Below are 26762 nucleotides of genomic sequence, written 5' to 3' on the forward strand. Positions count from 1 at the left end.
GCTAACATGTAACATATATAATGGCATAAAATTATTAATACTGCTCCATTTTAACATAAACCTTTTCAATTTCAGTATCCATATAGGCCTGGGCATAGTGCACATAGCGGTTAAAAGAGCTGCTTGCTGTACTATGCCCGCTTATTTTACGTACTAAATGTTCTGGCATTCCTAAAATAAGCAGGGTAGTTATAGCGGTGCGGCGCATCATGTGCGAACTCATTTTATCGCAAAATCTATTTTGTGATTTGGCCGTTTTGGTTATTTTTTTGGTTTTGCCCTGTTTTTCTCGCGATACTTCTACAATAGTTGTAAATCCAGCGTGTTCGCCTATTTGCTTTAAGCTTTTATTAAAGTTAAACAGGCTTATGGTGCCAAAAATGGGAGTTTTGCTATTATCCGGTTTGTGTTTTTTGTAAATTTCTACAGCATAGCCCGGAAGTTTTATATAGCTAAATACCTTGGTTTTTTGCGATTTTAGTTTAAGGTACCAGTCGCCATTATTATGCTCAATATTTTTATTGGTAAGTAAAAATATATCAGAGAACCGTAGCCCGGTGGTACACCCAAAAACAAAAACATCTTTAATACGGCGTAGCGAAGGTATAAGGCTTTGTTCAAACTCTTTATTGTGTATCAGGAATTTTAACTGATCTGGCGATAGCACAAAAATATCTATTTCTTCTTTACGCACATAAAACATACGTTGAAAATCGCCGGTAGCAAAATCTTTATCGTTTTTAAGATAGTTAAAAAATACGCGAATGGTTTTTATATTGTTACCTACATAATTATCATAACAGCCTTTTTTGTATAAAAAACCGGTAAACTTTTGATAAAACTTTTTCCAGTAGTTTTTTTCACTCAGCAACTCACGCGAATTGAGTTTAGAGGCATCGCAAATACGTAATTCAAACCCGGCTTCTGTACTAAACTGAACCAGGTTTTGCATTACATAATAATAATTTTGTATGGATTGCGGCTGTATACGCTCGCCATTTTTTTTGAGCCGCTTGCCAGTCTCAGTATCTTTTATAAATTGTTTAAATAAAGGCAGGAATGGGCTTAGCTTTTTCATTACAGTTGTTTGCCCAAATATATAAAATAAGAAGCCGTCTCAATTTTAAGACAATTACTTTATATTGTCTAAATTTTATAGCGTGGATTACAAGCCGGACTATCCGGGTTACAGTGCTTCTATATACGAGCTTTATTAAGTATTTACTCTATGATATATACCTTCTCATGAGGTTGTTTGTACCTCGATAATTCTAAATTTTCATTCATAGCGGGTAAATTAAAGACCGAATTCTTAATGCTTTTTATTTTCATTTTCTTAAATGTTAAGGTAGTGGTAGAAAAGCCATTAATTTCTTTAATGATTTTTAAGGGCAAACATTTCGCAATTTCCAAATATTTATTCCACATATCATACGTGTGAAACTTAAATGGTTCATTGTTAATTTTTAAAAAATCTGAATTGTAATAATAATAATATGTACCTAATTTCCAAGCTACTTTGACAACACGACAATTTATTCCATTCACTATTGACTCATTAGTTAATAGTTCCACAGTTGGCTTTTTACCTATCGTAGACTCTAAATCAACCGAAGCATTGGCTGCCACTACAAGGTTGTCTTTGAAAAAATAAATAGTATTTATTTTAGACAAATAAAGTTGTTTAACTTTAGAATTAAGTTTTGGAGTTATTACATAATTTCCATTTTTGCAGATATAATATAACTTTTTAAGGTTTGATAACGTATCATATAATTTGTCAATGTCTTCTATATTTTCTCCATTGCTATTCTTAAAATGATCTGGGAATTTAATTTCAACATTGTATTCAACAATTCCCTCAAAATAATTTTGGGAGTACATATTAAATGATAATACTAATAATAAGAAAGCATATAACTGTTTCATCTTTTAAAAAGTTTAATTGGTTTAACAATTATAAAGGATTTCCAAATACCTTTTTTTAAATATATTTTTATTTTTATGTGATCTTTATAGTACTGTTTATTCTTACTTGTAATATCATATTTTAGCAGCTCCTTACCGGCATAAATATTTACTGTCCCATTAAATGTATAATATAATTGCACTGAATTATCTTTCTTTTTAATATTAATATCTTTTAAAGATAATTCATAAACGGTAAGACGGTTTTTCTTCGTGTAATAAAAAATGTTAAGACTGTTTATGACTGTCCATAAAACACATGTTAGTAGCAATGAGTATAAAATACTACCCCCTTTTTTTTTGGAAGGAAGTAAACTCGAAAATAAAATTAATATAAGAATAAAGTATATAATATATATTAAAAAATGCAATTGATCATTTATAAAAACATTTAGGTTTATACTAAATAATATAATAATATAACCAATTAAAAATACCATTAAATATTTAGTTTTGTCCATTTTTTTTATCCGGAATTCCTTCGTCTGGGATTGCTTCAATAATTGCATCTCCAAAAGATATTGTTAATTTGGCAGTTTCACTTTCGGTTTTGTCTGCCACTTTGTTTGTTATGCCATTAACTAAATCGGAATTTACCATGTCATCTAATTCTTTTCTTGATTGTGTTAAATTAGATACATTATTGTTTGCTTTAGCAAGTTTTCTCCCTGCCTTATCCATTTTTTTAGCTTTTTTAGCTATTTTATTTCCAGAAGCATTAGTGAATTCTGATATAGCTTTATCATATTTTATTTGTAATCTATCTCTTTTAATGGTTGCTTTATCTAAACTTTTCTCAATGGATTTGACAGCTTTTTCAAAACCATATTTAATTAGTTTACGAGATAAAACTTGAAAAATTATAGTGGTTATTTCTTCTTTATTAAAAAGCTTTTCCGAAACGAAATTGCCTTCTTCATCATTATAATTTCCATTCGTGTAATTATCAATAAGTATATCTTTAACTTCATTAGCAACTTCCAAAGCAATTTTACCAATTTTATTCTTACGTATGTTATTAAGAACCCTGATAGTTCCGGCTCCACTAAAAAATAGAGAAACTGCGTACGTCTCTCCTGCATTATAAGCTGCTCCTTTCCAATTAATTTTCTTCATAGCTTGTTCATGATTATACTGTTCTAAGATTCTAGCCGACAAATAATCAAGCCCTACACTAAGGCCAAATGATAGCGCAGCTTCACCTATTGCGCCAATAGGATCATCACCTTTAGTATCTTTAAAATACATTGGGCTATTGAAGCACATAGAGTATGGCGAGAATTGAGCATATTGATTCATTGCTGGATCTAAACTTGTGAATCTACCAATTCGTGGATCATATTGTCTAAATTCTGTAGTATAACTATTCCCTTCGCCTTTTAACTCATCATCCATCTCCATACCATTAAACCCATAACGGTACTCTGGTGTATTGCCATGCCTTCCAGGTACAAGCATCCCGAAAGGATAGTAATCGTTAATCAAAGAACGTTTCTGATGTAAAAATAGTTACATTTACTTAATTAAAGTTATATTTTATCGTTAACTTTATGAGTTTACGTTTAATTTTCACGATATTTAATCCCAGGATTATTTTTATCTGCCGGGAAATAGCTCCTTAGTGTTTGCTGATTTATTTCTTCGTCACCATGCTGAAAATACTTGCAACCCATACTGCATAAACCGAATGTAATTGACCCCTTTCGCCGATTTAGATTGACCCCCATTTCTCTTGAATTTCAAGTGATTAGTGATCTAAATAAAATTGGCGGAAAGGGGTCAACATAATTAATTTATCCAGTATAGTTAACCAGGTAACTCTCAAAGTCCATTAGAAACTTATAATTGAGTTCAGAAAGAACTATATCATTTCTATAGTATTTCTGCCGGATGAATTTGATAATGTATCGCTGTGTGGTCTTGTAATTCTTCATAGTGCCGGGAGCCAGTCTATGTGCTGCATGCTCACTGTGGTAGTCCATGAGTTTAACCAAGGTCATTATTTCCTCATCGCAGCCCAGGAACAGGGACTTAACGCTATCAACGGTTACGGGCTTACGCTGTTGCACCAGATCATGGTAATCATCAGCAATGAGCGTGCGTATACGTTCGATATAGTTGTTAAGCTTTATAATTTCTTCACTCTTTCCTTTCGCGCGGCCTTTCACCTCATCCCACGCATCCGGGTCAACTTTTTGTTTTAGGGAAATTTCTGCCCTACGGCCATTTACAGTAATACGGGCGTAAACAGTAGCCTGCTTACTTTTGCCCTGCTTAAAAATCCTAATAACGAACTGGATTCCAAAGGTGTTTGTGTTTTTCATACCAAATGCATTTAAGTTAAACTGAACATTAAGTACCGATTCAATTAAACTGCTTTAAAAAAGTGGCATTTAAAGGCTGCATTTGGCAATAAAAAAGTGTTAAAGAAACAGGTGTAAAACATTTACATACAGTAACTTACAGTACTTTTTGTGAGTAAAAAAATGGATACCCTTTTTACTCACCGAATTGCTCACATTAACTTTGATTTTTTTTGGATATTTTGACACTAAAAGGCACAAAAAAACCCGTAAATTCTTACAATTTACGGGTTTTGAGGTGTTTTGACCTCTTTTTTGTCGGGGTGGCAGGATTCGAACCTGCGACCTCCTGGTCCCAAACCAGGCGCGATGACCGGGCTACGCTACACCCCGAGTGGTCTTTTAAATTACGGCTGGCAGTGTTACTGTGTGCTGTAATTGTGGGTGCAAATATAGTATTTAATTTAATATACCAAAACACTATAAGGTATTTTTATTTCATGATAGCTAAAACAGCTGTTTTTGGTTAGTTATTGTTTGTTTAAAAACTTACATTTGCATCGTTAAATTTTCAAATTAGCAATTAATATTATGTCTGATACTATAGAAAAAATCAAGTGTTTAATTATAGGTTCAGGCCCTGCAGGATACACGGCAGCCATTTATGCCGCCAGGGCTGATATGAACCCGATTATGTATACAGGTATGGAGCCGGGTGGGCAATTAACCACTACTACAGAGGTAGATAACTTTCCTGGTTATCCGGAGGGTATAGATGGCCCTACTATGATGCTGCAGTTGCAACAGCAGGCAGAACGCTTTGGCACGCAGGTGCGCATAGGTATGGCTACCGCTGTAGAATTTAGCACAGAACAAGGTGGCTGGCATAAAGTTACCATAGATACAAATAAACAAGTGCTTGCACATACCATAATAATTTCTACCGGGGCTACGGCAAAATACCTTGGCCTGCCAAGCGAACAGCGCCTAAGGGGCGGTGGCGTTTCGGCGTGTGCCGTGTGCGACGGTTTCTTTTACCGCGGACAGGATGTTGCCATTGTGGGCGCCGGGGATACTGCTGCCGAAGAGGCTACGTACCTTGCTAACATTTGCAAAAATGTAACCATGCTGGTACGTAAAGATGTTATGCGCGCCAGTAAGGCAATGCAACACCGTGTGCAAAACACGCCTAACTTAACTGTTCTTTACAATACCGAAGTAGACGAGGTACTGGGCGATCAGGTGGTTGAGGGCTTAAGGGTTGTAAACAACCAAAGCGGCGAAAAACAAGAAATTGCCGTTACCGGTTTATTTGTTGCTATTGGGCACAAACCTAATACAGATATTTTTAAAGGCCAGCTTGAAATGGACGAGACAGGCTATTTAATTACGCAGCCTAAAACAACCAAAACAAACCTGCCGGGTGTATTTGCGGCAGGCGATGTACAGGATAAAGATTACCGCCAGGCTATTACAGCAGCAGGCAGTGGCTGTATGGCTGCTCTTGATGCAGAGCGTTACCTGGGCGAACTTGGCAGCCACTAATTTTTGTGCCAAAAGGCAAAACATTTTATATAGAGCCGGGCAGTAATGTCCGGCTTTTTTATGGGCAATCCTCTGCCCTATACTTTTGTATAGCATTAATTTAACTTACCAAATCTACATATCGGAAAAAACCGATATAACTTTGTATCATGGATCAGGTAGAAATTTTTAAGGCATTATCTAACAAATCGCGCCTGCAAATATTAGAGTGGCTAAAAGACCCCGAAGCAAGCTTTCCGGAGCAAAAGCCCAATGGTTACGAGCATGGCGTTTGCGTTGGCCAAATACAGGTTAAGGCAGGACTTACACAGTCTACAATTTCAGAATATCTTTCTGTTTTGCTGCGCGCCGGCTTTGTAGAGGCCACCCGAATGGGACAATGGACCTACTACAAACGCAACGAGCAGGCAATTAAAAATTTTACCGAGGCCATAAAAACTGATTTATAAATTACAGACATACAAAAAATGAGTACAGATAGCTTGTTTGCGCCCTTTGCGCTAAAATCCCTAAACTTAAAAAACCGTATTGTAATGGCGCCTATGACGCGTTCATTCTCACCAGACGGAATACCAACCGATGCTGTTGCTGCCTACTACCAAAAAAGAGCCGAAGGCGAAGTTGGCCTTATATTATCTGAAGGTACGGTTATTAACCGCCCATCGGCTTCTAACGATGGTAACGTACCTCATTTTTACGGTGATAAAGCCCTTGTAGGCTGGCAGCATGTAATAGATGGCGTACATAGCGCAGGTAGCCAGATGGGGCCGCAAATATGGCACATGGGCGTTATGGACAACCACCATTCGGGTTGGGTGCCGCCGGTACCTTTCGAGGGGCCGTCTGGCTTAAACAGGCCGGGTAACAACAATGGTTCTGCCATGACAACTAAAGATATAGAAGATACTATTTTAGCTTACGGCCAGGCTGCTGCCGATGCCAAAAGACTTGGTTTTGATACGGTAGAGCTTCATGGGGCACACGGTTATCTTATCGACCAGTTTTTTTGGGATGGCACCAACCAGCGTACCGATGGCTATGGCGGTAAAACCCTTGCTGAACGTACCCGTTTTGGCGTAGAGGTTATTAAAGAAGTTAGAAGGCGTGTTGGCGAAGACTTCGCCATCATTATAAGGCTATCGCAATTTAAGCCATCGGCTTATGATTATAAACTGGCTGCTAATGCTAACGAAATGGAAGCGTGGCTAAACCCGTTGGTAGATGCCGGCGTAGATATTTTACATTGCTCGCAACGCCGTTTCTGGGAGCCTGAATTTGAGGGGTCTGACCTTAACTTTGCGGGTTGGGCTAAAAAAATTACAGGCAAGGCTACTATTACTGTTGGTTCTGTTGGCCTTAGCGGCGATTTCTTTGGTGCCTTTGCAGGCGAAAGCTCTCAGCCAAGCTCTCTCGACGAATTAACACGTCGTTTAGACCGTGGCGATTTCGACCTGGTTGCGGTAGGAAGGCCAATTTTAGCCGACCCTAACTGGACCAAAAAAATTAAAGCCGGCCAAACCGAAGAGCTTAAAGGCTTTAGTAAAGAGGCTTTAGCCGAATTGGTTATGGAATAACATCTTATTCAAAAAAATATCAAAATCCTTCCTGTTTTGCAGGAGGGATTTTTTGTTTTTAGCTCACACTGTACCTTCCCCCCTCGCTTTTTGTTAATTATTTTACCTGATTTCGTTGAAAAAAGCATAATCAACGAAATCCCGTTGATTTCAACTTCATAAAAACTATATAAAATACTGATTATCAAATAAATAAAATTAAGGCATTCTATTTGGCATATACCAAGCGCAACAGGCAATTAAGTATACGTTACATGAAAACCACCAGATCTAATACTATTTTATTTATAACCGGCGCTTTTGTAAGCCACACCACATGGAACAACTGGAAACTTTTTTTTGAAGAGAAAGGCTTTACAACACTTGCACCGGCATGGCCGTTTAAAGATGCCCCGGCAGAGGTGTTGCGCAACCGCCACCCCGATTCAGATCTGGCTACTTTAAGGCTCGCCGAACTGGTAGAATATTATGTAAATATCATTTTAAAAATGCCCGAAGAGCCCATTTTAATAGGCCACTCTATGGGCGGGCTTATAGTGCAGCTTTTGCTGCAACGCAAATTTGGTGTGGCCGGTGTGGCTATACACTCGGTTCCGCCGCAGGGGGTGTTTACCTTTAAATGGTCGTTCTACAAATCGGCTATGGGCCCGCTTGGGTTGTTTACATCGGTTAAACAAACGTACCTGATGCCTTTTAAACAATGGCAGTATGCTTTTACCAACAACATGCCTTTACAGGATCAAAAAAATGCTTACGAGAGCTATGCCGTGCCGGAATCTAAACTTTTAATACGCGATGGTTTATCCGATGCTGCCAAAATAGATTTTAAAAAACAACACGCACCACTGCTGTTTATTGCCGGTAGTACAGATCATATAATGCCGGCATCATTAAACTTTTCTAACTATAAAAAGTACAAAAACAAAGAGTCGGTAATCGACTATATGGAGTTTGAAGGCAGCAACCATTTTGTGCTTGGCCAGCCCACCTGGAAAAACGAAGCCAACTTTATTGCCTGCTGGCTCGAAAATAAATCGTAACCATTTTGCTCAAATACAAATAACAATAATTGCCAATATTCATTTAAAAACAAAAATCACAAATTCATTATTAACCACAAATTTTTATTTATCATGAAAAAATTACTTTTAACAGCAGCCTTAGTTGTATCGTCTTTTAGTGCCTTTGCACAAAAACCAGGTCCGGGATTATTGAACCCTACAAACCACACATTAATACTTGTAGACTACGAAAGCCAGATGGCATTTGCAGTAGGCAGTATGCCAATAGACAGGCTTAGAACCAACACCGCTTTGGTTGCCGGGGCTTCTAAAATTTTTAATGTACCAACCATTGTAACTACCGTTGCAGAAAAATCGTTCAGTGGTCCGGTATTTAGGGAAGTTGAAGAATTTTACCCTCAAAAAACCTCTAATTACATCGACCGTACCAGCATGAATACTTGGGAAGATGCAAATGCCTACAAAGCTATTGTTGGCAAAGGCAAAAAGAAAATTGTATTGGGCGGTTTATGGACAAGCGTTTGTATAGTTGGCCCTGCCCTATCTGCCATTAACGATGGTTATGAGGTTTATTTTATTGCCGATGCCAGTGCCGATGTATCTACCGAAGCCCACGAAATGGCAATTGCCAGGATGATACAGGCAGGCGCCCACCCTATTACATCATTACAATACCTTTTAGAGTTACAACGCGACTGGGCTCGCCAGGAAACCTACAAAGCGGTTACCGACCTTGTTAAAAAATACGGTGGTGCTTACGGTGTTGGAGTACAATACGGCCACGAAATGCTAAAACACTAATAAATAACAAAACCAACCTGCCTTTTATTAGGACAAACAGCATGAAAACCACACACCTTAATTATATAAAAACAGCCGCATTAGTTTGCACCTTACTGCTACTAAACGCCTGTAATAAACAAGAAGCGCCAACCACTCCTCCTAATGCAGAAAAGCCGGCCGACCGTTCGGCGGCTTCTGCCGGAAGGGAAGAATTTATCGAAGTCGAAAAAAATGTAAAGCTGCACGTTACCGATGTTGGCGACGGAAAAGTAGTTGTACTTATTCCCGGATGGCCTTTTAGCGATGCCATGTACGATTATCAATACCAGGAACTGGTAGACAAAGGCTACAGGGTTATAGGCATAACCATGAGGGGCTTTGGCCAGTCGGGCAAGCCGTATGGCAAATACAACTACGATGTTTTTGCCGATGATATTAAAGTAGTACTCGATAAGCTCGATATTAAAGATGCCACTTTAGGCGGCCACTCTATGGGTGGAGGTATTGTGCTTAACTATGTTATTCGCCATAACGCTGCACACGTTTCTAAACTTGCCTTTTTTGGTGGTGCCACACCGTTGTTTACCCAAAGGCCGGATTATTCGTTCGGGCCTAAAAAAGAAAATATAGACGGTATGATAAGCCAGCTAAAAGCCGACAGGACCGTATTATACGAAGGCCTCGATAAAATTTTTGGCGCCAGTGCCACCTCTATTTCTCCCGGTATCCGAAAATGGTTTTATGATATGAGCATGGAGGCATCGCCTTATGCCGTTACCCAGTGCCTTATTGCCTTACGCGATACCGACTTAAGAAGTGGATTAAGCAAAGTAACCATCCCCGTGTTGTTTTTGCACGGTACTAAAGATAATGTTGTGCCTTTTGCTATTGCAGAAAACGCCCAGAAAAGCATTAAAAATTCGCGACTGGTGCGTTTTGAAAACAGCGGCCACGAATTATTTGTAGAAGAAAGGGTAAAGTTTAATACCGAACTTTTAAAGTTTATAGAAGAGTAACTACAAGGCTGTGCTTACGGCACAGCCTTTATTTTTTACATCGCAATTCAACCTAAAAATACCCATCATGAAAATTTTTACCAAAATAACCTGCCTGCTGCTGTTGTTTACATCCGTAAGCTTTGCGCAGAACAAAACCGTTGCCACACTTATTGTGCACAACGCAAAAATACATACGCTGGACGATAAAAATACCGTTACCGAAGCCCTTGCCGTTGCCGATGGCAGGATTATTAAAACCGGAAAAAACAGCGAGATACTAAAGCTTAAAAATAAGAACACAACTGTTATAGATGCCAAAGGCAAGACTATCATTCCCGGGTTGTTCGATTCGCACATGCATATTATCCGTGGCGGCCGCTTTTTTAATACAGAGCTGCGCTGGGATGGTGTAAAATCGTTAAAACGAGCATTAGCCATGCTTAAAGAACAGGCTGCCAGAACGCCAAAAGGTCAGTGGGTACGCGTTGTGGGTGGTTGGAATGCTTATCAGTTCGAAGAAAAAAGGCTACCTACTCTGGACGAGATAAACCAGGCAACCGGAGATGTACCCACCTTTGTACTGCACCTGTACGGCCATGCCTATTTAAACAAAGCGGGTATTGCTACCCTAAAATTAGATGCCAATACACCCAATCCCAACGGGGGGCTTATAGAGAAAGATATATACGGCAACCCAACGGGCATGCTGATAGCAGAGCCTAATGCTTTTATACTGTACTCTACCCTGTCTAAACTGCCGGAGCTTAGCCCCGAAGAAAAGGTAAACTCTACCAAATTGTTTATGACAGAAATGAACCGCCTTGGTGTTACTGCTATTATGGATGCAGGTGGTGGCTTTCAGAATTATCCGGATGACTATGGTGTTACCGGCAAGCTTTGCGAAAATAACGAGCTTACCGTAAGGATGCCTTATTACCTGTTCGCTCAAAAAGCGGGTAACGAACTGGCCGATTACACTAAATGGATTAGCAGCGTAGAAATTGGCGATGGCTGCGATGTGCCTCAGGATAACACTAAAAAATTTGGGAAACTGCCTAAATTAGAATACCATGTGCAGGGCGGCGGCGAGAACCTTGTAATGAGCGCCGGCGACTTTGAGAATTTTGATGAGCCAAGGCCCGACCTTAGCCCCGCTATGGAAGGCCAACTTAAGGCAGTGCTTTCACTACTTATAAAAAACAAGTGGCCCTTTAGGATACATGCTACCTATAATGAGAGCATCACACGATTTTTAAATGTGATAGAAGACATTAATAAAGAAAACCCGCTAAATGGCCTGCTGTGGTTTTTTGATCACGCCGAAACGGTTTCTACAGAGAATTTGCAACGCATTAAAGCCTTAAACGGCGGTATTGCCATACAACACAGGATGGCCTATCAGGGCGAGGCGTTTATAAAACGCTACGGCAAAACGGCTGCGGCCAATACTGTTCCGCTTAAAAAAATGATGGATATGGGCATTAAAGTAGGCATGGGTACCGATGGTACACGTGTAGCCAGCTACAATCCTTGGGTTGGCCTGTACTGGCTTACTACCGGTAAAACGCTGGGCGGCTTACAATACATGGCTCCCGAAAATATTGTAGACCGCACCACCGCCCTTAAACTTTTTACCCAGGGCAGCGCACAGCTTATTAACCTTGATAAAGACAGGGGCGCCTTAAAAGAAAATTACCTGGCCGATTTCGCCATATTATCTGATGATTATTTTGCTACGGCAGAAGATAACATCTTAAATATAGAATCGAAACTTACGGTGGTTAATGGTAAAGTGGTATATGCCGATGCCGATTTCAGGGCGTTTGCAGCACCACAGGTTAAGGCTATACCAGACTGGAGCCCTGTTAATTACTTTGGCGGCTATCAGAAAAACTAATTCGCTTTAGCGTATAAAAAACAAAAAAGAGGTAGCCTAATCTTGGCCTACCTCTTTTTGTAACACTTCTATTTCGGTTTTTTCTTTTTTAATAGCCTGTCGCAACAGTGCAAAAATGCTCATATAAAAATTAGCGACAAATACAAGCGCAAAGCCTGCAATTGCGTAACCGCGCCAGTCCGGCAACAGCAATTGGAATTTTGTAAACAGTAAAAATACCACCGTAACGTAATGGCTAAAACAGTATTCGCAGGTAAAAAGGTAGAAGAATTTTCGCCTAAGCAACGTCTTACCATTCTTGCTGCAATTAACACAATATTCGCGGGGTTCTCTAAATACTTCTTCGTGGGTAACGGTCCAGGCAATGCAACCGATGGGCAATGCCATGGTAAAAAGCCAGAAAAGTTGGGTAGATATATCCATAAAGTAAGGTAGGTTATTATAACTATTAAAGATAACAAAACCCAATTGCTTAATTAAACTACTTAACACATAGTTAGTACTACTAATTTTAAAAAAATGGAACAACAAAACAACATAGGCTTTGTAACACTGTTTTTAGCCGCCGTGGCAGGCTATTGCGATACGGTTACGTTTGTGTCTGCCGATGCGGTGTTCTCGGCACACGTTACCGGCAACTTTATAGTGTTTGCCTACCAGGCTACAAAAGGGTTTGATGCAAACTCCTGGATAAAGCTGCTAACATTTCCGGTGTTTATAATTTCGATTATAACCGGAGGGTGGATAGCCGGCAAGACAGCCAACAAGCATATACTCTTACTTTTAGAGGGCCTGTTGTTATTGATGTGTGGATGCATAGCATTTTATTGCGATATTTCGGGCAGCGTTACTATTACCTACACTATTGTAATGATGATTGTTTTTGCTATGGGATTGCAAAACGCATTCGGGAAACTTTTTGGTAAAGAAACTTACGGGCCTACCACCATGATGACGGGCAATGTTACCCAGGCATCATTAGATTTTGGCAGCCTGCTTAAATCAGGGTTAAAGGATGCCGATGTAATGGCCGGTTTAAAAAAGCAACTGTACGCCATTATCGGCTTTTTAGGCGGATGCTTTACAGGTGCACTTGCCGCCAATAATTTCGGGCTACAGGCCATTATACTACCGGGCATTGGCATGCTGATATGCTATTTTTTAACCCGCCGAAACAGTAGCGACAGTAAATAAAAATTCCCCTTCAATAGCTCACATGAAGGGGAATCTTATCACAATAACCAAACTGTATTTTTATGCCTTTTTGCGGGCTATAACTTTTTTAACCGCTGCAATAATATGCTCGGCATCAAGGCCATATTTTGTCATAAGCTGTGCCGGTGTGCCGCTTTCTCCAAAACTATCATCTACAGCCACATATTCCTGTGGTGTAGGGTTAGTGGTAGAAAGCAGTTGCGCAATACTGTCGCCCAACCCACCAAGCCTGTTGTGCTCTTCGGCAGTAACCACGCAGCCTGTTTTGGCTACAGATTTTAATACCGCCTCGGCATCTAATGGCTTTATGGTATGTATGTTGATAATCTCTACATCAATACCTTCTTCGGCAAGTTTTTCGCCGGCCTGTATGGCTTCCCAAACCAAATGCCCTGTAGCAAAAATGCTTACATCGGCACCTTCGTTAACCATCCATGCTTTGCCTATTTCAAATTTCTGGTCGGCATCGGTAAACACGGGTAGCACCGGGCGGCCAAAGCGCAGGTAAACCGGACCTTCATACTCGGCAATAGCAATGGTAGCCGCTTTGGTCTGGTTGTAATCGCAGGTATTGATAACCGTCATGCCCGGAAGCATTTTCATAAGGCCAATATCTTCAAGTATCTGGTGGGTAGCACCATCTTCGCCAAGGGTAAGCCCGGCGTGCGAGGCACATATTTTTACATTCTTGTCAGAATACGCCACACTCTGGCGAATCTGATCGTACACCCTGCCTGTAGAAAAGTTGGCAAACGTACCCGTAAACGGTATCTTGCCACCAATAGTCATACCCGCAGCAATGCCAATCATGTTGGCCTCGGCTATGCCTACCTGTACAAAACGCTCTGGAAACGCATTTATAAAATCCTGCATTTTAAGCGACGCCACAAGGTCGGCACAAAGCGCCACCACATCGGGGTTGCGTTTACCGGCTTCTAAAAGCCCGTCGCCAAAACCCGATCGGGTATCTTTTTTTTCTGTATATGTATATTTTTTCATTTTGTTCTATTTAAAATTTGAAATTGAAAATTGAAAAATCCCACTGTTGCTACAGTTGCTGAATCTTTAAATCTTTCAATTTCAAATCTTCAATCTAAAAATTAATAATCTCCCAGCGTTTCTTCAAGTTGTGCCAATGCCAAAGCCAATTGCGCGTCGTTTGGTGCTGCGCCGTGCCATTTGTGGCTGCCCATCATATAGTCTACGCCGTGGCCCATTCCGGTTTTAAGCAATATCATAATCGGGGTGCCTTTGCCTGTAAGGGCTTTTGCCTCGGCCAGTACCTCTACTACTTTTGCCATATCGTTGCCTTCACCTTCTAAAACCGTCCATCCAAAAGCCACAAATTTAGCTTTAAGGTCGCCCAAAGAAAGTACCTGGCTTGTAGGGCCATCTATCTGCTGGCCGTTATAATCTACCGTGCAAATAAGGTTATCTACCTTATTGTGCGGGGCAAACATTGCGGCTTCCCAAATCTGGCCTTCCTGCAATTCGCCATCGCCATGAAGCGTATATACTATAGATTTATCGCCGTTTAGCTTTTTAGTAAGTGCCGCACCAATGGCAACGCTCATGCCCTGCCCAAGAGACCCTGATGCAATGCGCACACCCGGAAGATGCTCGTGCGTTGTAGGGTGGCCCTGTAACCTCGACTCCAGTTTACGGAAGGTTGCCAGCTCTTTAGGATCAAAATAACCTGAGTGTGCCAGTACGCTGTAAAATACCGGAGAAATATGCCCGTTGGAAAGGAAGAACAAATCTTCGCCCACCCCGTTCATATCAAAACCCTCTTTGCGGTTCATGGCTTCAAAATACAGAGCCACTAAAAAATCGGCGCACCCTAAAGAACCTCCGGGGTGGCCACTCTGGCAGCCGTGTACCATTCTAACAACATCGCGGCGAACCTGAGAGGCTACACGCTCTAATTGTGCTATATCGTGTTTCATAATTATACTGTTGCTGCAGCCGCTGCCTTATTATGGTCGGCTAAAAACTGGGCCAGTCCATTATCTGTAAGCGGGTGTTTTAATAAAGATTCTATTGCGCTAAGCGGGCCTGTAATAACATCGGCCCCCAGCTTGGCACAGTTTACAATGTGCATGGTATGGCGTACCGATGCTGCTAATATCTCGGTCTCATAACCGTAGTTATCGTAAATAAGGCGAATGTCTTCGATAAGCTGTAAGCCATCGGTAGATACATCATCTAAACGGCCAATAAATGGCGATACATAGGTAGCCCCTGCTTTGGCGGCAAGCAATGCCTGCCCGGCAGAGAACACTAAAGTAACGTTGGTTTTAATACCTTTTTCAGAAAAATATTTAGCCGCCTTAACGCCATCTTTAATCATGGGGAGCTTTACCACAATGCGCTCGTGCAGTGCGGCAAGCTCTTCGCCTTCGGCCACCATTTCATCAAATGTAGTAGCAATAACCTCGGCACTCACATCGCCATCGGTAATATTACAAATATCTACATAGTGTTTTAATATATTGTTTTTACCCGTAATGCCCTCTTTTGCCATTAGCGAGGGGTTTGTGGTAACACCATCAAGAACGCCCATATCGTGGGCATCCCTAATTTGTGCAAGGTTTGCAGTGTCAATAAAAAATTTCATATTCTTTCTTCTTTTTGTTTTTTACCAGAATGTAATGTAAAGGCCTGCTACACAAAGCAGTGTTACCACTATAAGTGCCAGTGTTGATGGTGCTACTTTAAACATGGTAGTGTCCAGTTTAAAAGCTTTTGGATTTATTTTAGGTCCGGCAAGGCTTATAACTATCATAAGCAGTAAGGTAAACACAAACGCCCAGCCCATATTTATAAGGAACGGAATTTCGTAAACACCTGCTTTGTTTAAATAACCTGTCCATAACCATGTTTCAGGGCCAAATACCTTAACGGCATAATCATTAAAGAAAACCGAAAGTACAACACCCATTACAACACCTGTTACCGCTGCCGCACCTGTAGTACGTTTCCAGAACATACCTAACAGGAACACTGCAAATACACCCGGGCTAAAGAAGCCGGTATATTTTTGTATGAAGGTAAAACCACCTTCGCCCCCTATATCAAGAGCATCGTTCCAGGTTAGTACTACCGAGAAGATAATGGCGGCAAGTATAGCAAAGCGCCCTACAACAACCATTTTCTTTTCTTCGGCATCTTTGTTTATGTACCTTTTGTAAATATCAAGGGTAAAAATAGTTGATATACTATTTGCTTTACCCGCAAGCGACGCCACAATAGCCGCTGTTAATGCTGCTACCGATAGCCCTTTTAGGCCCGTTGGCAAAAAACCCAGGATTGCCGAGTAAGCATTATCTGAGTTAAAAGCATCGCCCACACCCATTTCGGTTTGAAGGGCTCCGTTTTTATACAATACGTACGCTGCAATACCCGGAAGCATTACAATAACCGGCATGGCAAGTTTCATTAATCCTGCAAATAAAATACCAGTACGCGCCGTTTTTAGGTCGGCACCCAACGCACGCTGTGTAATGTACTGGTTACAGCCCCAGTAATTAAGGTTAACAATCCAGATACCTGCAAAATACATGGCAATGCCGGGTAACATAAGGTATTTATTTACGTCGGCCTGTGTAGCCCCCGGACCCGGTTTTTCAGCCATAAGCTTAAAGTGGTCCGGCGCGTCTTCCATCATTTTACTAAAACCTGCAAGAGCATTGCTGCCAAGTCCAAAATGCTCGCTTACCAGTGTTAGTGCTATGTAAGTGGTTGCAAGGCCTCCTATTACAAGTACTACTACCTGTATAACATCGGTAAAGCCTATTACTTTCATCCCGCCAAGGGTAATTACCAACGAGAAAACAGCCATTGCTATTACAATAGCATGAAAATGCTCAGGCCCTGCCATTGCAGATATTGCCTTAGCACCCAAATAAAGTATAGATGTAAGGTTAACAAACACATATAAAAACAGCCAGAATATAGACATAATAAGGCTGGTAGTCTGGTTGTAACGTGTTTCTAAAAACTGTGGCATGGTAAATATCCTGTTTTTAAGATACACCGGTATAAACCATACGGCCACAATAATAAGTGCTATGGCAGCTATCCACTCGTAAGCGGCAACAGCCACACCCACAACAAAACCGTTACCGCTCATGCCGATGAACTGTTCTGCAGAAATGTTACTCGCTATTAGCGATGCCCCGATGGCCCACCATGTAAGAGAGCCCTCGGCTAAAAAGAAGTCTTTAGAATCGGATACCTCTCCTTCTTTCTTCTTTTTGCTTTTATAGATCCAGTACCCGTAGCCGGATACCAGGAAAAAGTACACAATAAAAATTACATAATCGATGGTAGAAAACTTGCCCATAATTTAGTTTGGTTTGGTTAGCAGTGCTTAAAGCAGCACTCTATAATTTATAAGCAGCGTCGTTCCATCTAATCTCGTTTCTAAACTGGTCCAGTTTAGTATCTTTACCTATACGCAAAAATTCGATTCCTGCCATATCTGTAAAGTCCTGTATCAGCTCTGCCGAAAGGTTCTGGCTGTAAGCTGTGTGGTGTGCACCACCGGCATAGATCCATGCGGCACAACCTGTTTTCATATCCGGTAACGGTTTCCAAAGTACACGTGCAACCGGCAGGTTAGGAAGTTCTTCCAACGGCTCTACGGCCTCAACCTCGTTAACGATCATCCTGAAACGGTTGCCCATATCTACAATAGAAGCGTTTAGCGCAGCACCACCGGCAACATTAAATACCAGCCTTGCAGGATCTGCCTTGCCGCCAATACCCAATGGGTGAACCTCTAACGATGGCTTAGTGCTTGCAAGCGATGCATCTATTTCCAGCATGTGCGAACCTAATACTAACGAATTATCCGGAGCAAAATGATAGGTATAGTCTTCCATAAAGCCGTTACCGCCTTCAAGGCCACTGCCCATTACTTTAAATGCACGCACCAAAGCAGCTGTTTTCCAGTCGCCCTCACCGGCAAAGCCGTAGCCATCGGCCAATAGGCGCTGTACGGCAAGGCCCGGTAATTGTACCATACCATGCAGGTCTTCAAAAGTATCAGAGAAGCCTTTAAAGCCACCGTCTACTAAAAATTTACGAAGCGCGATTTCTATCCTTGCAGCTTCGTATACCGATGAATGCCTTTCGCCACCCGGCTTAAGGTCATCTGTCATTGTATATAATTCCTGGTATTCTGCCACCAATTTATCGATATCGTTTGCGGAAACCTGCTCAATTAAAGCCACAAGATCGCCTATACCATAACTGTTTACAGAAAACCCGAATTTAAGTTCGGCCTCTACTTTATCGCCATCAGTAACGGCAACAAAACGCATATTATCGCCAAAACGTGCAAATTTAGCACCCTGCCAGTCGTACCATCCTGCCGCAGCCCTTGTCCATGCGCCTATCTCGGCCAAAGCCTCAGGATCCTGCCAGTGGCCAACAACTACCTTGCGGTTTTTACGCATGCGCGATACCATAAAACCAAACTCCCTGTCGCCGTGTGCGCTTTGGTTAAGGTTCATAAAGTCCATATCTATAGAGCTCCACGGTATGTCGCGGTTATATTGTGTGTGCAGGTGCAATAACGGTTTGTTTAAAACGCTAAGCCCGCGAATCCACATCTTAGCAGGCGAAAATGTATGCATCCAGGTAATTACCCCAATTACGTTTTCGGCAGTATTTGCTGCTACTAAGGTATCGTATATTTCTTGTGTAGTTTTTACTGTAGGCTTGTAAACCACGCGTACGGGTATTTGCCCTGCGGCATCTATGCCGGCAGCAATTGCTTTAGAATGTTCTGCAACCAGATTTAAAGTTTCTTCGCCATATAAATGCTGGCTTCCTGTTATAAACCAAACTTCAAATGTTTTTAAATTTATCATAATATGTAATTAAAAAAGGATTGTTTGTGTTTGCGACTCCCTTAGCCGATGCTAATTTGCTTAATCAGAACGTTAAAGAAATCAAAATTTAATAAGTGTCGAAATAACACTAATTTTTTGACATATACAAGCAATCGGCAAAAAAAATATAAGATTGTTTGATTTACGTTCTAAAAATTATTATATAAATTAAATTATCCCACTAAACTTAGCAGATAATAATAACAGTTTATATTTTTTTTGCTTCAAAACAAGGCAATGAACCATTAAATAATTGTTACAAATACACTTATTAATATATATTTGCCCTACCAATTACGTTTACCAATGAGCCACTCCCCTAAAACATTTCGTATTGCTGTTGCCGCCATGTTTTTTATGGCCGGTTTGTGTTTTGCAAGCTGGGCATCGCGCATAGCTACCATACAGCAAAAACTATCCTTATCTGATGCGCAGTTGGGCGGGGTGCTTTTTGCATTACCCGTGGGGCTAATGCTGTCGTTACCCATATCGGGTTGGGCGGTTACAAAAATGGGCAGCCGTAAAGTACTGGCTATCGCGTTAACGCTGTATGCTTTGGCTTTGGTTAGCCTGGGCTATGCAGATACTACCTTTGTACTGGTTGCCTGCCTGACAGTTTACGGATTAGCGAGTAACGCGGTAAACATATCGGTCAATACGCAGGCGGTTGCTACCGAGGTTATGTACACAAAACCCATTATGGCGTCTTTTCATGGGCTGTGGAGCCTGGCTGGTTTTCTTGGTGCCGGCGTTGGTACTTTAATGATAGCACAGGGTGTTGTACCCCAAACCCACTTTATTATTATTGCCGTTATAATTATTGCCACCATAGTTATTTGCTGGAACTTTTTACATAACGACCGCAGCCCTGTTAAAAGCGAGGGATCTGGGTTTGTTATGCCCGATAAATCGCTTATTTCGCTGGGGCTGATTGCCTTTTGCTCTATGGTGGTAGAGGGTGCAATGTTCGACTGGAGCGTTATTTATCTTAAGAAAGTGGTGCAGACCGAAGAAGCCCTTATTGGCGCAGGCTATACCGCCGGCATGTGCTTTATGGCGGCTGGCCGCTTTGTAGCCGACTGGTTCTCGCACCGTTTCGGCCTAAAGACTACGCTACAGGTTAGTGGTGCACTAAGCACCGCCGGATTGCTTGTAGTAGTAATTTTCCCCACCTTTGTACCGGCGCTTATAGGCTTTATGCTGGTGGGTGCAGGTATATCATCGGTAGTGCCAATGGTGTACAGCGCGGCAGGCAGAAGCACTACTATGCTGCCCGGCCCGGCTATTGCGGCAGTATCTACAATAAGCTTCGTAGGATTTTTAGTGGGCCCGCCTGTTATTGGTTTTCTTGCCGAAGCCAGCTCTCTTAAAATATCTTTTTTATTCCTGGCTGTAATGGCATTGTTTGTAGTAATACTTTCTACAAGGGCTAAAATTTAGCTATCAAATTCATACACAAAAAGTACTTTATCCTAATTTATTTCATAAAATTCAGCAATTTGTTGTTTCGCAAACGTTTTTTTGTATTTTTATAAATGTAATTTAAACACTTATAAATGATGAAGAATTATTTTTGCGGGGCATTGCTTATTGCCCTTGCTGCCTGCTCGTCTTCCAACAGCAAGACGGCAGATAATGTGTCCAGCCCCGATGGAAAACTTACGGTAGACTTTGGTGTTACCAAAAAACAACAGGCTTATTATGTTGTAAAACGCAATAAAGAGGTAGTTATAGATACGTCTATGATTGGCCTTGTGAGGAAAGACGAGAACTTTTTTGAGAACCTGAGTGTAGCCTCTGTATCTGATGAAGAAAAGATATCTGATTCGTATAGCCTGTTGCACGGTAAAAAGAAAGAGGTTACCTATAAAGCCAACCAGAAAACGCTGCACCTTGAAAACAAGAACGGCAAAAAGCTCGACGTTATTTTTAATGTGTCTAATGATGGTTTTGCCTTTAAATATAAATTCCCCGAAAAATCGGATGATGTAAAATACATTACCGAAGAAAAAACAGCCTATAATTTTAAGCCTTCGGCGAAGGCCTGGTTGCAACCCATGAGCAAAGCAAAATCGGGTTGGGAGCAGTGTAACCCCGGCTATGAAGAATATTACCAGATGGATGTGCCGGTAAGCGCAAAATCGCCTATTGGCGAAGGCTGGGTGTATCCTGCTTTGTTTAAGGAAGGCGATACTTGGATAGCAGTTTCCGAAACCGGTTTGGGCCGAACGTATTGCGGCACCCACCTTGCTTATGATGATGCTGCCAAAGGTATGAAGGTGGTTTTTGCACAGCCTAAAGAGGTATTTGCAGAGGGCGCTGCCCTTAACCCTGAAGCTAAGTTGCCTTGGGAAACTCCGTGGCGCATTGTGGCTATTGGCGACCTGGCAACCGTTACCAACAGTACTTTAGGGACTGACCTTGCCGATAAGGCCGTTAGTAACGATACCGCTTACATTAACCCCGGTATTGCATCGTGGAGCTGGGCTATTTTAAAAGATGATTCGGTTAACTACAACACTACCAAAGAGTTTATTGATTATGCAGCCGACATGAAATGGCCGTACTGCCTAATTGATGCCGGTTGGGATACACGCATTGGCGAACCTAAAGTTAAAGAGCTGATTGCTTATGCCAAAGGCAAGAATGTTAAGCTTATTTTGTGGTACAATTCTGCCGGTAGCTGGAATACGGTTAAGTATACCCCTAAAGATAAATTCCTAACCAAAGAAAGCCGCGATGCCGAGTTTAAAAAATTGCACGATTGGGGCATTGCAGGTGTAAAAGTCGACTTTTTTGGTGGCGATGGCCAATCGATGATTGCTTACTACCATGATATATTAGATTCGGCTTTAAAGAACCAGATACTGATTAACTTTCACGGTGCTACATTGCCGCGTGGCTGGCAACGCACCTACCCTAACCTTATGACGGCCGAGGCCATTAAAGGTTTTGAGTTTATATCTTTCGAGCAAAATGTAGCCGACCAGGCTCCTGCGCATTGCGCAATGCTGCCGTTTACCCGCAACCTGTACGAGCCTATGGATTTTACACCTATGGCATTAGATACCATACCAAACATTAACAGGAGGTCTACCAGTGCTTTTGAGCTGGCTTTGCCTACATTATTCCTGTCAGGTATTCAGCACTTGGCCGAGATACCCCAGGGAATGGCTAAAATGCCCGATTATGTAAAAACCTACCTACAGGACATTCATACCAATTGGGACGAATCTAAGCTATTGGCGGGCTTTCCTGGTAAAGATGTAGTTATGGCACGCCGCAAAGGCAACGTTTGGTTTATTACCGGTATTAATGGCGAGAACAAAGCTAAAGACATTGCCATAGACCTTAGCTTTATTAAAAAAGACGGTTATATGATTACCGATGGCGCCACCGCCCTGTTTGACAAAACTACGGTTAAGCCCGGCAAGACTACCATTAAACTAAAGCCTTACGGCGGATTTGTAATGAAGTTTTAGTTTGATAACAATTAAATCTGCATAGGATATACAGATCCTGAGGAGCGTTATATTTATAGAAAAATATAGGCGAGAAGTTTTTAGAGCTCCGGGGGAGCGGCATATAATTATATGCTGCTCATCCGGAGCTCTTTTTTTATGCATACCAATATCCTCGCTATAGATATGGCGCTCCTCCGCAGCTCTGTAGAGACGCATTGCATGCGTCTCCCAATCTGATATCTGATCAAAATACAAAAGGCCGTTTCGAAAGAAACGGCCTTTTTCATTAGAAATAAATAACTAAACTAACCCAATGTAATAGTATTAACCCAAAATAATATTACCCAAATTTAGTATTTAACGTTAAATGCTTTTATTACCCTTAACCCTTATTTTACAGAGAATTTATAGGTTGTTTTAGATGTATATTTTTCTCCCGGGCTTAACACCGTGGTAGGGAATTTTGGCTGGTTTGGTGCATCCGGATAGTGCTGTGTTTCCAGGCACAATCCGCTGCGTTTTTCGTACTTGCCACCTGTTTTGCTGTCTTTGGTGCCATCTATAAAGTTACCGCTGTAAAACTGTATGGCGGGCTCTGTAGTGTACACTTCCATGTAACGGCCCGATGTTTTATGATACAGGCTGCCTACGTGGCGAAGGTCTTTAGTATTGTTATCGGTAAATACCCAACAATGATCGTAACCACCGCCTTTTTTAAGCTGGTCATCGGTAGCATTAATATCTTTACCAACTTGTTTAGCAGTCGTAAAATCAAACGGCGTGCCTGCAACAGGTTTAAGTTCGCCTGTAGGTATAAGTGTAGCATCTACCGGCAGCATCCTGTCGGCATTAAGCTGTAACTCATGGTCTAAGATTGTTTTACCGGCCCCCGAAAGGTTAAAGTACGAGTGCTGTGTTAAATTCACAACTGTTTTCTTATCTGTTACAGCTTCATAATCAATTTCTAAAGCATTATCGTTAGTAAGCGTGTACGTAACAATAGTTTTAAGGTTACCGGGGTAGCCCTCTTCGCCATCTTTAGCGGTATACGTTAGCCTAATTGTTGGGTTGGCACCTGCAACCTCTTCGGCTGTAAATATCCTTTTATCAAAACCTTTACCCCCGTGAAGCGAGTTAGGCCCATCGTTAACAGTTAATTGGTACTGTTTACCATCTAAAGAAAATTTGCCTTTGGCAATACGGTTACCGTAGCGGCCAATGGCAGCACCAAAAAAGTAAGGGTTACCATTAAAATAATCTTCTTTTTTTGCATAACCCAAAACAATATCTTCATACTTACCGTCTTTATCAGGAGCGGTTAAAGAGGTTATAATACCGCCAAGGGTAATTACTTCCATCTTCATACCCTTCTCGTTAGTAAGGGTATATTTTTCAATCTTGGCACCATCGGGCGTTGTACCGTAATCTGCTTTTATAATTCCTGATTTTTTGGCTTGCTGCTCTGTAGTTTCGGGCATTGTCTCTTCTTTTTTATCGGTTTTGCAACTGAAAAGCAATGCACTGCACATCAAAAGACAAATACCTATTTTTATTTTTTTCATAATTTTAGTTTGGTTGGTTTGCATTCTTTACTGCAATATCAGCAAAAATATGTACAATTAGCTTTGCCCGTAGTACGAATCTTTACCGTGTTTGCGGTCGTAATGCTTTTTAATTAATGAGTCTTTAAGCCTTGGCGCGGCAGGGTTTATTTGCAGCGTTAGGTAAGCCATTTCGGCAACAGCCTCAAGCACTTTACTGTTGTAAACCGCCTTGGCAGCATTTTTACCCCATGTAAACGGCCCGTGGTTACCCAGCAGTACCATTTCTACTTCTTTATACGATAAGCCTTTGTCTTTAAAGCAATCCAGTATCTGGATGCCGGTATTGTGCTCATAATTGCCCTGTATTAAATCATCGGCCATTGGTGGTGCGCATGGTATATCTGCCGTAAGATGGTCGGCATGCGTAGTACCAAATATCGGGATATCGCGTTGCGACTGCGCCCATGCCACCGAATACGTTGCATGCGTGTGGGCAATACCGCCAATGTCTTCCCAGTGTTTGTAAAGATAGGCATGCGTTTTAGTGTCGGACGACGGACGCATAGTGCCTTCTATAATGTTATTATCAAAATCAAGTATAACAATATCTTCGGGTTTTAAAATGTCGTACGGAACGCCACTGGGCTTAATGGCGAAAACGCCCCTTGCCCTGTCTACAGCGCTTACGTTTCCAAAAGTGTAAATTACCAGCTTTAATGCGTCTAACTGCATGTTGGCCTCATAACACTCCTGTTTTAGATCTTTATAGCTGGAACTCATAATTTTTAGATTTTATTGCGGTTTCTACAAAGTTGCCTAAATCTTTGTACGATTGCAATAGCGTTTCGTATTTAACTACCTGGTCTGCCTGAGGGAAGTACTCTGCCTCAAAATCGCTGCCCATTACTTTGCTGGCTTCTATTACATTGCTGTAAACACCGGCAGCAACAGCCGCATAAATAGCTGCACCCAATGCCGGAGCCTGGTCTGACTCGGCCACTTTAATTGGCATATCCAGTACGTTGGCAAGCGTTTGCATAATAAATGGCGACTTACGTGCCACACCGCCAATACCAATAACACTGTTTATTTTAACGCCCTCGGCTTCAAAACGATCAACGATCATTTTAGAGCCAAAACAAATGGCATTAACCAAAGCTTTGAAAATATGCGGTGCTTTTGTACCTAACGAAAGTCCCGTCATAGCACTTTTTAGTTCCTGGTTGGCATCGGGGGTACGGCGGCCATTAACCCAGTCTAACGCCACAGGAATAGCCTCTGACAACGGAATATTTTCTGCCTGGGCAGTAAGCGTACGTATAAAATTATTATCTATCTCTACCTGTAATTTTTGTTTCTGGTCGTCGGTTAAGATGGCCGATTTCATTACAAGGTTGTCTATTGGCCACGAAAGTATGTCTTTAAACCAGGCCAGTACATCGCCAAAGGCCGATTGCCCGGCCTCAAGGCCAATAAGCCCCGGAATAACCGAACCGTCTACCTGCCCGCAAATACCTTTAACGGTATTGGTACCGATGATCTCTGACGGAGATATCATGATATCGCATGTTGATGTACCCATAATACGTACCAACACGTTCTCATCTACCTTAGCCCCTACTGCACCGGAGTGTGCATCAAATGTGCCCACAGCAATAACAGTATCGGTTGTAAGACCTAATTTAGCAGCCCATTCGGCATTAAGGTTACCCGCAACAACATCTGATGTATAGGTTTCATCATACAAATTGTTACGAAGTGTAGCAAGGTATGGGTGCAGTTGCGAAAGGAATTCTTCTGCCGGAAGGCCATTCCAGCTTTCGTGCCACATGGCTTTATGCCCTGCTGCACAACGGCTGCGTTTAAACGATTTTAAATCGGCGTTGTCTATAAGCAAATACGTCATTAGGTCGCAGTGCTCCATCCAGGTATGTGCTGCATTTTTAACCGCTTCATCTTCCCTTACAATGTGAAGTATCTTTGCCCAGAACCATTCAGACGAATAGATACCGCCTTCAAATTTGGTAAAATCTTCGCCACCCCACGAGGCCGCAAGCTGGTTAATTTCGTTGGCTTCTTTTATAGAGGTATGGTCTTTCCACAATACCATCATAGCGTTAGGGTTTTCTTCAAAACCTTTAACCAGGGCAAGTGGCGTACCATCCTGAGCAACTGGAATGGGCGACGAACCCGTGGTATCAATACAAATACCCACTACCGATGCCGGATTAACCTCGCTGGTGCTAACTATAGCTTTTATAGTATTTTCTAAGCCTTCTATATGGTCTAACGGATGCTGCCTGAAACGGTTGGCCTGCGCATCGCAGTACATACCTTTTTTCCAGCGTGCATACATGTGCACTTCAGAGGCCAGCTCTGCACCGTTCTCTGTATCTATAAGTACTGCACGTACCGAATCTGTACCATAGTCCAGACCTATTACATATTTTTTCATGGTGTTTATCTATTTAGATCAATTGCCTGAACGATAATTGTTATTACCCCCTTGCAACCGATTGCGTTATGTGCGACAAATATAATTACAAATT

At 41.6% G+C, this 26762-nt stretch carries 23 protein-coding genes and 1 tRNA gene; 10 read left to right on the top strand and 14 right to left on the bottom strand.

Going from position 1 to position 26762, the window contains the following annotated elements:
* Positions 1-34: 34 nt before the first annotated feature.
* The 5 genes from G509_RS0103680 to G509_RS0103705 form a co-directional block, all read right to left on the bottom strand.
* Positions 35-1078: a tyrosine-type recombinase/integrase gene (locus G509_RS0103680; protein WP_026990286.1), complete on the bottom strand. Its 1044-nt coding sequence runs from the start codon at positions 1076-1078 to the stop codon at positions 35-37.
* A gap of 143 nt (positions 1079-1221) precedes the next feature.
* On the bottom strand, positions 1222-1929 hold the full coding sequence (locus G509_RS0103685) for a hypothetical protein (protein WP_026990287.1): 708 nt from the start codon (positions 1927-1929) through the stop codon (positions 1222-1224).
* A gap of 486 nt (positions 1930-2415) precedes the next feature.
* On the bottom strand, positions 2416-3453 hold the full coding sequence (locus tag G509_RS0103695; protein ID WP_280512618.1) for an RHS repeat domain-containing protein: 1038 nt from the start codon (positions 3451-3453) through the stop codon (positions 2416-2418).
* A gap of 308 nt (positions 3454-3761) precedes the next feature.
* A complete protein-coding gene (locus tag G509_RS21410) occupies positions 3762-4292 on the bottom strand; it encodes a phage integrase SAM-like domain-containing protein (RefSeq protein ID WP_051199927.1) in 531 nt (176 codons plus the stop codon).
* Between the two features lie 297 nt (positions 4293-4589).
* A tRNA-Pro gene (locus tag G509_RS0103705) sits at positions 4590-4664 on the bottom strand.
* A gap of 198 nt (positions 4665-4862) precedes the next feature.
* On the opposite strand from G509_RS0103705, the gene trxB reads away from it, so the two are divergent.
* From trxB to G509_RS0103740, 7 genes are all read left to right on the top strand, one after another.
* Complete coding sequence (trxB, locus tag G509_RS0103710; RefSeq protein ID WP_026990290.1) at positions 4863-5816, top strand: thioredoxin-disulfide reductase; 954 nt, start codon at positions 4863-4865, stop codon at positions 5814-5816.
* A 149-nt stretch (positions 5817-5965) separates the two neighbouring features.
* Positions 5966-6265, top strand: a complete 300-nt coding sequence (locus G509_RS0103715; RefSeq protein WP_026990291.1) for an ArsR/SmtB family transcription factor — start codon at positions 5966-5968, stop codon at positions 6263-6265.
* Between the two features lie 18 nt (positions 6266-6283).
* A complete protein-coding gene (locus G509_RS0103720) occupies positions 6284-7390 on the top strand; it encodes an NADH:flavin oxidoreductase (protein ID WP_026990292.1) in 1107 nt (368 codons plus the stop codon).
* A 254-nt stretch (positions 7391-7644) separates the two neighbouring features.
* The gene (locus G509_RS0103725; RefSeq protein ID WP_026990293.1) at positions 7645-8430 is read left to right on the top strand and encodes an alpha/beta hydrolase; all 786 of its coding nucleotides are present in this window, start codon (positions 7645-7647) and stop codon (positions 8428-8430) included.
* Positions 8431-8523: 93 nt separating this feature from the next.
* Positions 8524-9213: a hydrolase gene (locus G509_RS0103730; RefSeq protein ID WP_026990294.1), complete on the top strand. Its 690-nt coding sequence runs from the start codon at positions 8524-8526 to the stop codon at positions 9211-9213.
* Positions 9214-9254: 41 nt separating this feature from the next.
* On the top strand, positions 9255-10211 hold the full coding sequence (locus tag G509_RS0103735) for an alpha/beta fold hydrolase (RefSeq protein ID WP_026990295.1): 957 nt from the start codon (positions 9255-9257) through the stop codon (positions 10209-10211).
* Positions 10212-10278: 67 nt separating this feature from the next.
* On the top strand, positions 10279-12090 hold the full coding sequence (locus tag G509_RS0103740) for an amidohydrolase (RefSeq protein ID WP_026990296.1): 1812 nt from the start codon (positions 10279-10281) through the stop codon (positions 12088-12090).
* Positions 12091-12126: 36 nt separating this feature from the next.
* On the opposite strand, the gene G509_RS0103745 is transcribed toward G509_RS0103740, so the two are convergent.
* A complete protein-coding gene (locus G509_RS0103745) occupies positions 12127-12513 on the bottom strand; it encodes a hypothetical protein (protein WP_026990297.1) in 387 nt (128 codons plus the stop codon).
* 96 nt (positions 12514-12609) lie between these two features.
* On the opposite strand from G509_RS0103745, the gene G509_RS0103750 reads away from it, so the two are divergent.
* Positions 12610-13284, top strand: a complete 675-nt coding sequence (locus G509_RS0103750; protein WP_026990298.1) for a YoaK family protein — start codon at positions 12610-12612, stop codon at positions 13282-13284.
* Positions 13285-13344: 60 nt separating this feature from the next.
* On the opposite strand, the gene G509_RS0103755 is transcribed toward G509_RS0103750, so the two are convergent.
* The 5 genes from G509_RS0103755 to araA all read right to left on the bottom strand — a co-directional run bounded on the left by G509_RS0103755 (position 13345) and on the right by araA (position 19184).
* Positions 13345-14304 (bottom strand): transketolase family protein, encoded by a 960-nt coding sequence (locus G509_RS0103755; protein ID WP_026990299.1) that lies wholly within the window; start codon positions 14302-14304, stop codon positions 13345-13347.
* A 101-nt stretch (positions 14305-14405) separates the two neighbouring features.
* A complete protein-coding gene (locus G509_RS0103760) occupies positions 14406-15251 on the bottom strand; it encodes a transketolase (protein WP_026990300.1) in 846 nt (281 codons plus the stop codon).
* A gap of 2 nt (positions 15252-15253) precedes the next feature.
* Complete coding sequence (fsa, locus tag G509_RS0103765) at positions 15254-15922, bottom strand: fructose-6-phosphate aldolase (RefSeq protein ID WP_026990301.1); 669 nt, start codon at positions 15920-15922, stop codon at positions 15254-15256.
* Between the two features lie 21 nt (positions 15923-15943).
* Complete coding sequence (locus tag G509_RS0103770) at positions 15944-17650, bottom strand: sodium:solute symporter family transporter (RefSeq protein ID WP_026990302.1); 1707 nt, start codon at positions 17648-17650, stop codon at positions 15944-15946.
* A gap of 40 nt (positions 17651-17690) precedes the next feature.
* Positions 17691-19184, bottom strand: coding sequence for an L-arabinose isomerase (araA, locus tag G509_RS0103775; protein ID WP_026990303.1), 1494 nt, complete (start codon positions 19182-19184; stop codon positions 17691-17693).
* Between the two features lie 327 nt (positions 19185-19511).
* Here araA and G509_RS0103780 point away from each other — a divergent pair, with 327 nt between their 5' ends.
* Entirely contained in the window at positions 19512-20645 is a 1134-nt protein-coding gene (locus tag G509_RS0103780) for an MFS transporter (RefSeq protein WP_026990304.1), read from the top strand.
* Positions 20646-20761: 116 nt separating this feature from the next.
* Entirely contained in the window at positions 20762-22687 is a 1926-nt protein-coding gene (locus tag G509_RS0103785; protein WP_026990305.1) for a glycoside hydrolase family 97 protein, read from the top strand.
* Between the two features lie 371 nt (positions 22688-23058).
* On the opposite strand, the gene G509_RS0103790 is transcribed toward G509_RS0103785, so the two are convergent.
* The 3 genes from G509_RS0103790 to G509_RS0103800 are packed head-to-tail and all read right to left on the bottom strand — an operon-like array spanning position 23059 to position 26668.
* Complete coding sequence (locus G509_RS0103790) at positions 23059-24231, bottom strand: aldose epimerase family protein (protein WP_026990306.1); 1173 nt, start codon at positions 24229-24231, stop codon at positions 23059-23061.
* A 57-nt stretch (positions 24232-24288) separates the two neighbouring features.
* A complete protein-coding gene (locus G509_RS0103795) occupies positions 24289-24993 on the bottom strand; it encodes an L-ribulose-5-phosphate 4-epimerase (RefSeq protein ID WP_026990307.1) in 705 nt (234 codons plus the stop codon).
* Positions 24977-26668: a ribulokinase gene (locus G509_RS0103800; protein WP_026990308.1), complete on the bottom strand. Its 1692-nt coding sequence runs from the start codon at positions 26666-26668 to the stop codon at positions 24977-24979. Before G509_RS0103800 ends, G509_RS0103795 begins: the two co-directional genes overlap by 17 nt.
* Positions 26669-26762 lie beyond the last annotated feature (94 nt).

Origin of the sequence: Flavobacterium subsaxonicum WB 4.1-42 = DSM 21790, from assembly GCF_000422725.1 — a bacterium.
Taxonomy (GTDB): Bacteria; Bacteroidota; Bacteroidia; order Flavobacteriales; family Flavobacteriaceae; genus Flavobacterium; species Flavobacterium subsaxonicum.

What these genes read in the sequence shown, in the direction of transcription:
- G509_RS0103735 (WP_026990295.1), top strand. Translation starts at nt 9,255, where the DNA reads ATGAAAACCACACACCTTAATTATATAAAAACAGCCGCATTAGTTTGC.
- G509_RS0103790 (WP_026990306.1), bottom strand. Translation starts at nt 24,231, where the DNA reads ATGAAAAAAATAAAAATAGGTATTTGTCTTTTGATGTGCAGTGCATTG.
- G509_RS0103715 (WP_026990291.1), top strand. Translation starts at nt 5,966, where the DNA reads ATGGATCAGGTAGAAATTTTTAAGGCATTATCTAACAAATCGCGCCTG.
- G509_RS0103755 (WP_026990299.1), bottom strand. Translation starts at nt 14,304, where the DNA reads ATGAAAAAATATACATATACAGAAAAAAAAGATACCCGATCGGGTTTT.
- G509_RS0103750 (WP_026990298.1), top strand. Translation starts at nt 12,610, where the DNA reads ATGGAACAACAAAACAACATAGGCTTTGTAACACTGTTTTTAGCCGCC.
- G509_RS0103770 (WP_026990302.1), bottom strand. Translation starts at nt 17,650, where the DNA reads ATGGGCAAGTTTTCTACCATCGATTATGTAATTTTTATTGTGTACTTT.
- G509_RS0103740 (WP_026990296.1), top strand. Translation starts at nt 10,279, where the DNA reads ATGAAAATTTTTACCAAAATAACCTGCCTGCTGCTGTTGTTTACATCC.
- G509_RS0103760 (WP_026990300.1), bottom strand. Translation starts at nt 15,251, where the DNA reads ATGAAACACGATATAGCACAATTAGAGCGTGTAGCCTCTCAGGTTCGC.
- araA (WP_026990303.1), bottom strand. Translation starts at nt 19,184, where the DNA reads ATGATAAATTTAAAAACATTTGAAGTTTGGTTTATAACAGGAAGCCAG.
- G509_RS0103730 (WP_026990294.1), top strand. Translation starts at nt 8,524, where the DNA reads ATGAAAAAATTACTTTTAACAGCAGCCTTAGTTGTATCGTCTTTTAGT.
- G509_RS0103720 (WP_026990292.1), top strand. Translation starts at nt 6,284, where the DNA reads ATGAGTACAGATAGCTTGTTTGCGCCCTTTGCGCTAAAATCCCTAAAC.
- G509_RS0103685 (WP_026990287.1), bottom strand. Translation starts at nt 1,929, where the DNA reads ATGAAACAGTTATATGCTTTCTTATTATTAGTATTATCATTTAATATG.
- G509_RS0103800 (WP_026990308.1), bottom strand. Translation starts at nt 26,668, where the DNA reads ATGAAAAAATATGTAATAGGTCTGGACTATGGTACAGATTCGGTACGT.
- fsa (WP_026990301.1), bottom strand. Translation starts at nt 15,922, where the DNA reads ATGAAATTTTTTATTGACACTGCAAACCTTGCACAAATTAGGGATGCC.
- G509_RS0103795 (WP_026990307.1), bottom strand. Translation starts at nt 24,993, where the DNA reads ATGAGTTCCAGCTATAAAGATCTAAAACAGGAGTGTTATGAGGCCAAC.
- G509_RS0103680 (WP_026990286.1), bottom strand. Translation starts at nt 1,078, where the DNA reads ATGAAAAAGCTAAGCCCATTCCTGCCTTTATTTAAACAATTTATAAAA.
- G509_RS21410 (WP_051199927.1), bottom strand. Translation starts at nt 4,292, where the DNA reads ATGAAAAACACAAACACCTTTGGAATCCAGTTCGTTATTAGGATTTTT.
- trxB (WP_026990290.1), top strand. Translation starts at nt 4,863, where the DNA reads ATGTCTGATACTATAGAAAAAATCAAGTGTTTAATTATAGGTTCAGGC.
- G509_RS0103785 (WP_026990305.1), top strand. Translation starts at nt 20,762, where the DNA reads ATGATGAAGAATTATTTTTGCGGGGCATTGCTTATTGCCCTTGCTGCC.
- G509_RS0103725 (WP_026990293.1), top strand. Translation starts at nt 7,645, where the DNA reads ATGAAAACCACCAGATCTAATACTATTTTATTTATAACCGGCGCTTTT.
- G509_RS0103745 (WP_026990297.1), bottom strand. Translation starts at nt 12,513, where the DNA reads ATGGATATATCTACCCAACTTTTCTGGCTTTTTACCATGGCATTGCCC.
- G509_RS0103780 (WP_026990304.1), top strand. Translation starts at nt 19,512, where the DNA reads ATGAGCCACTCCCCTAAAACATTTCGTATTGCTGTTGCCGCCATGTTT.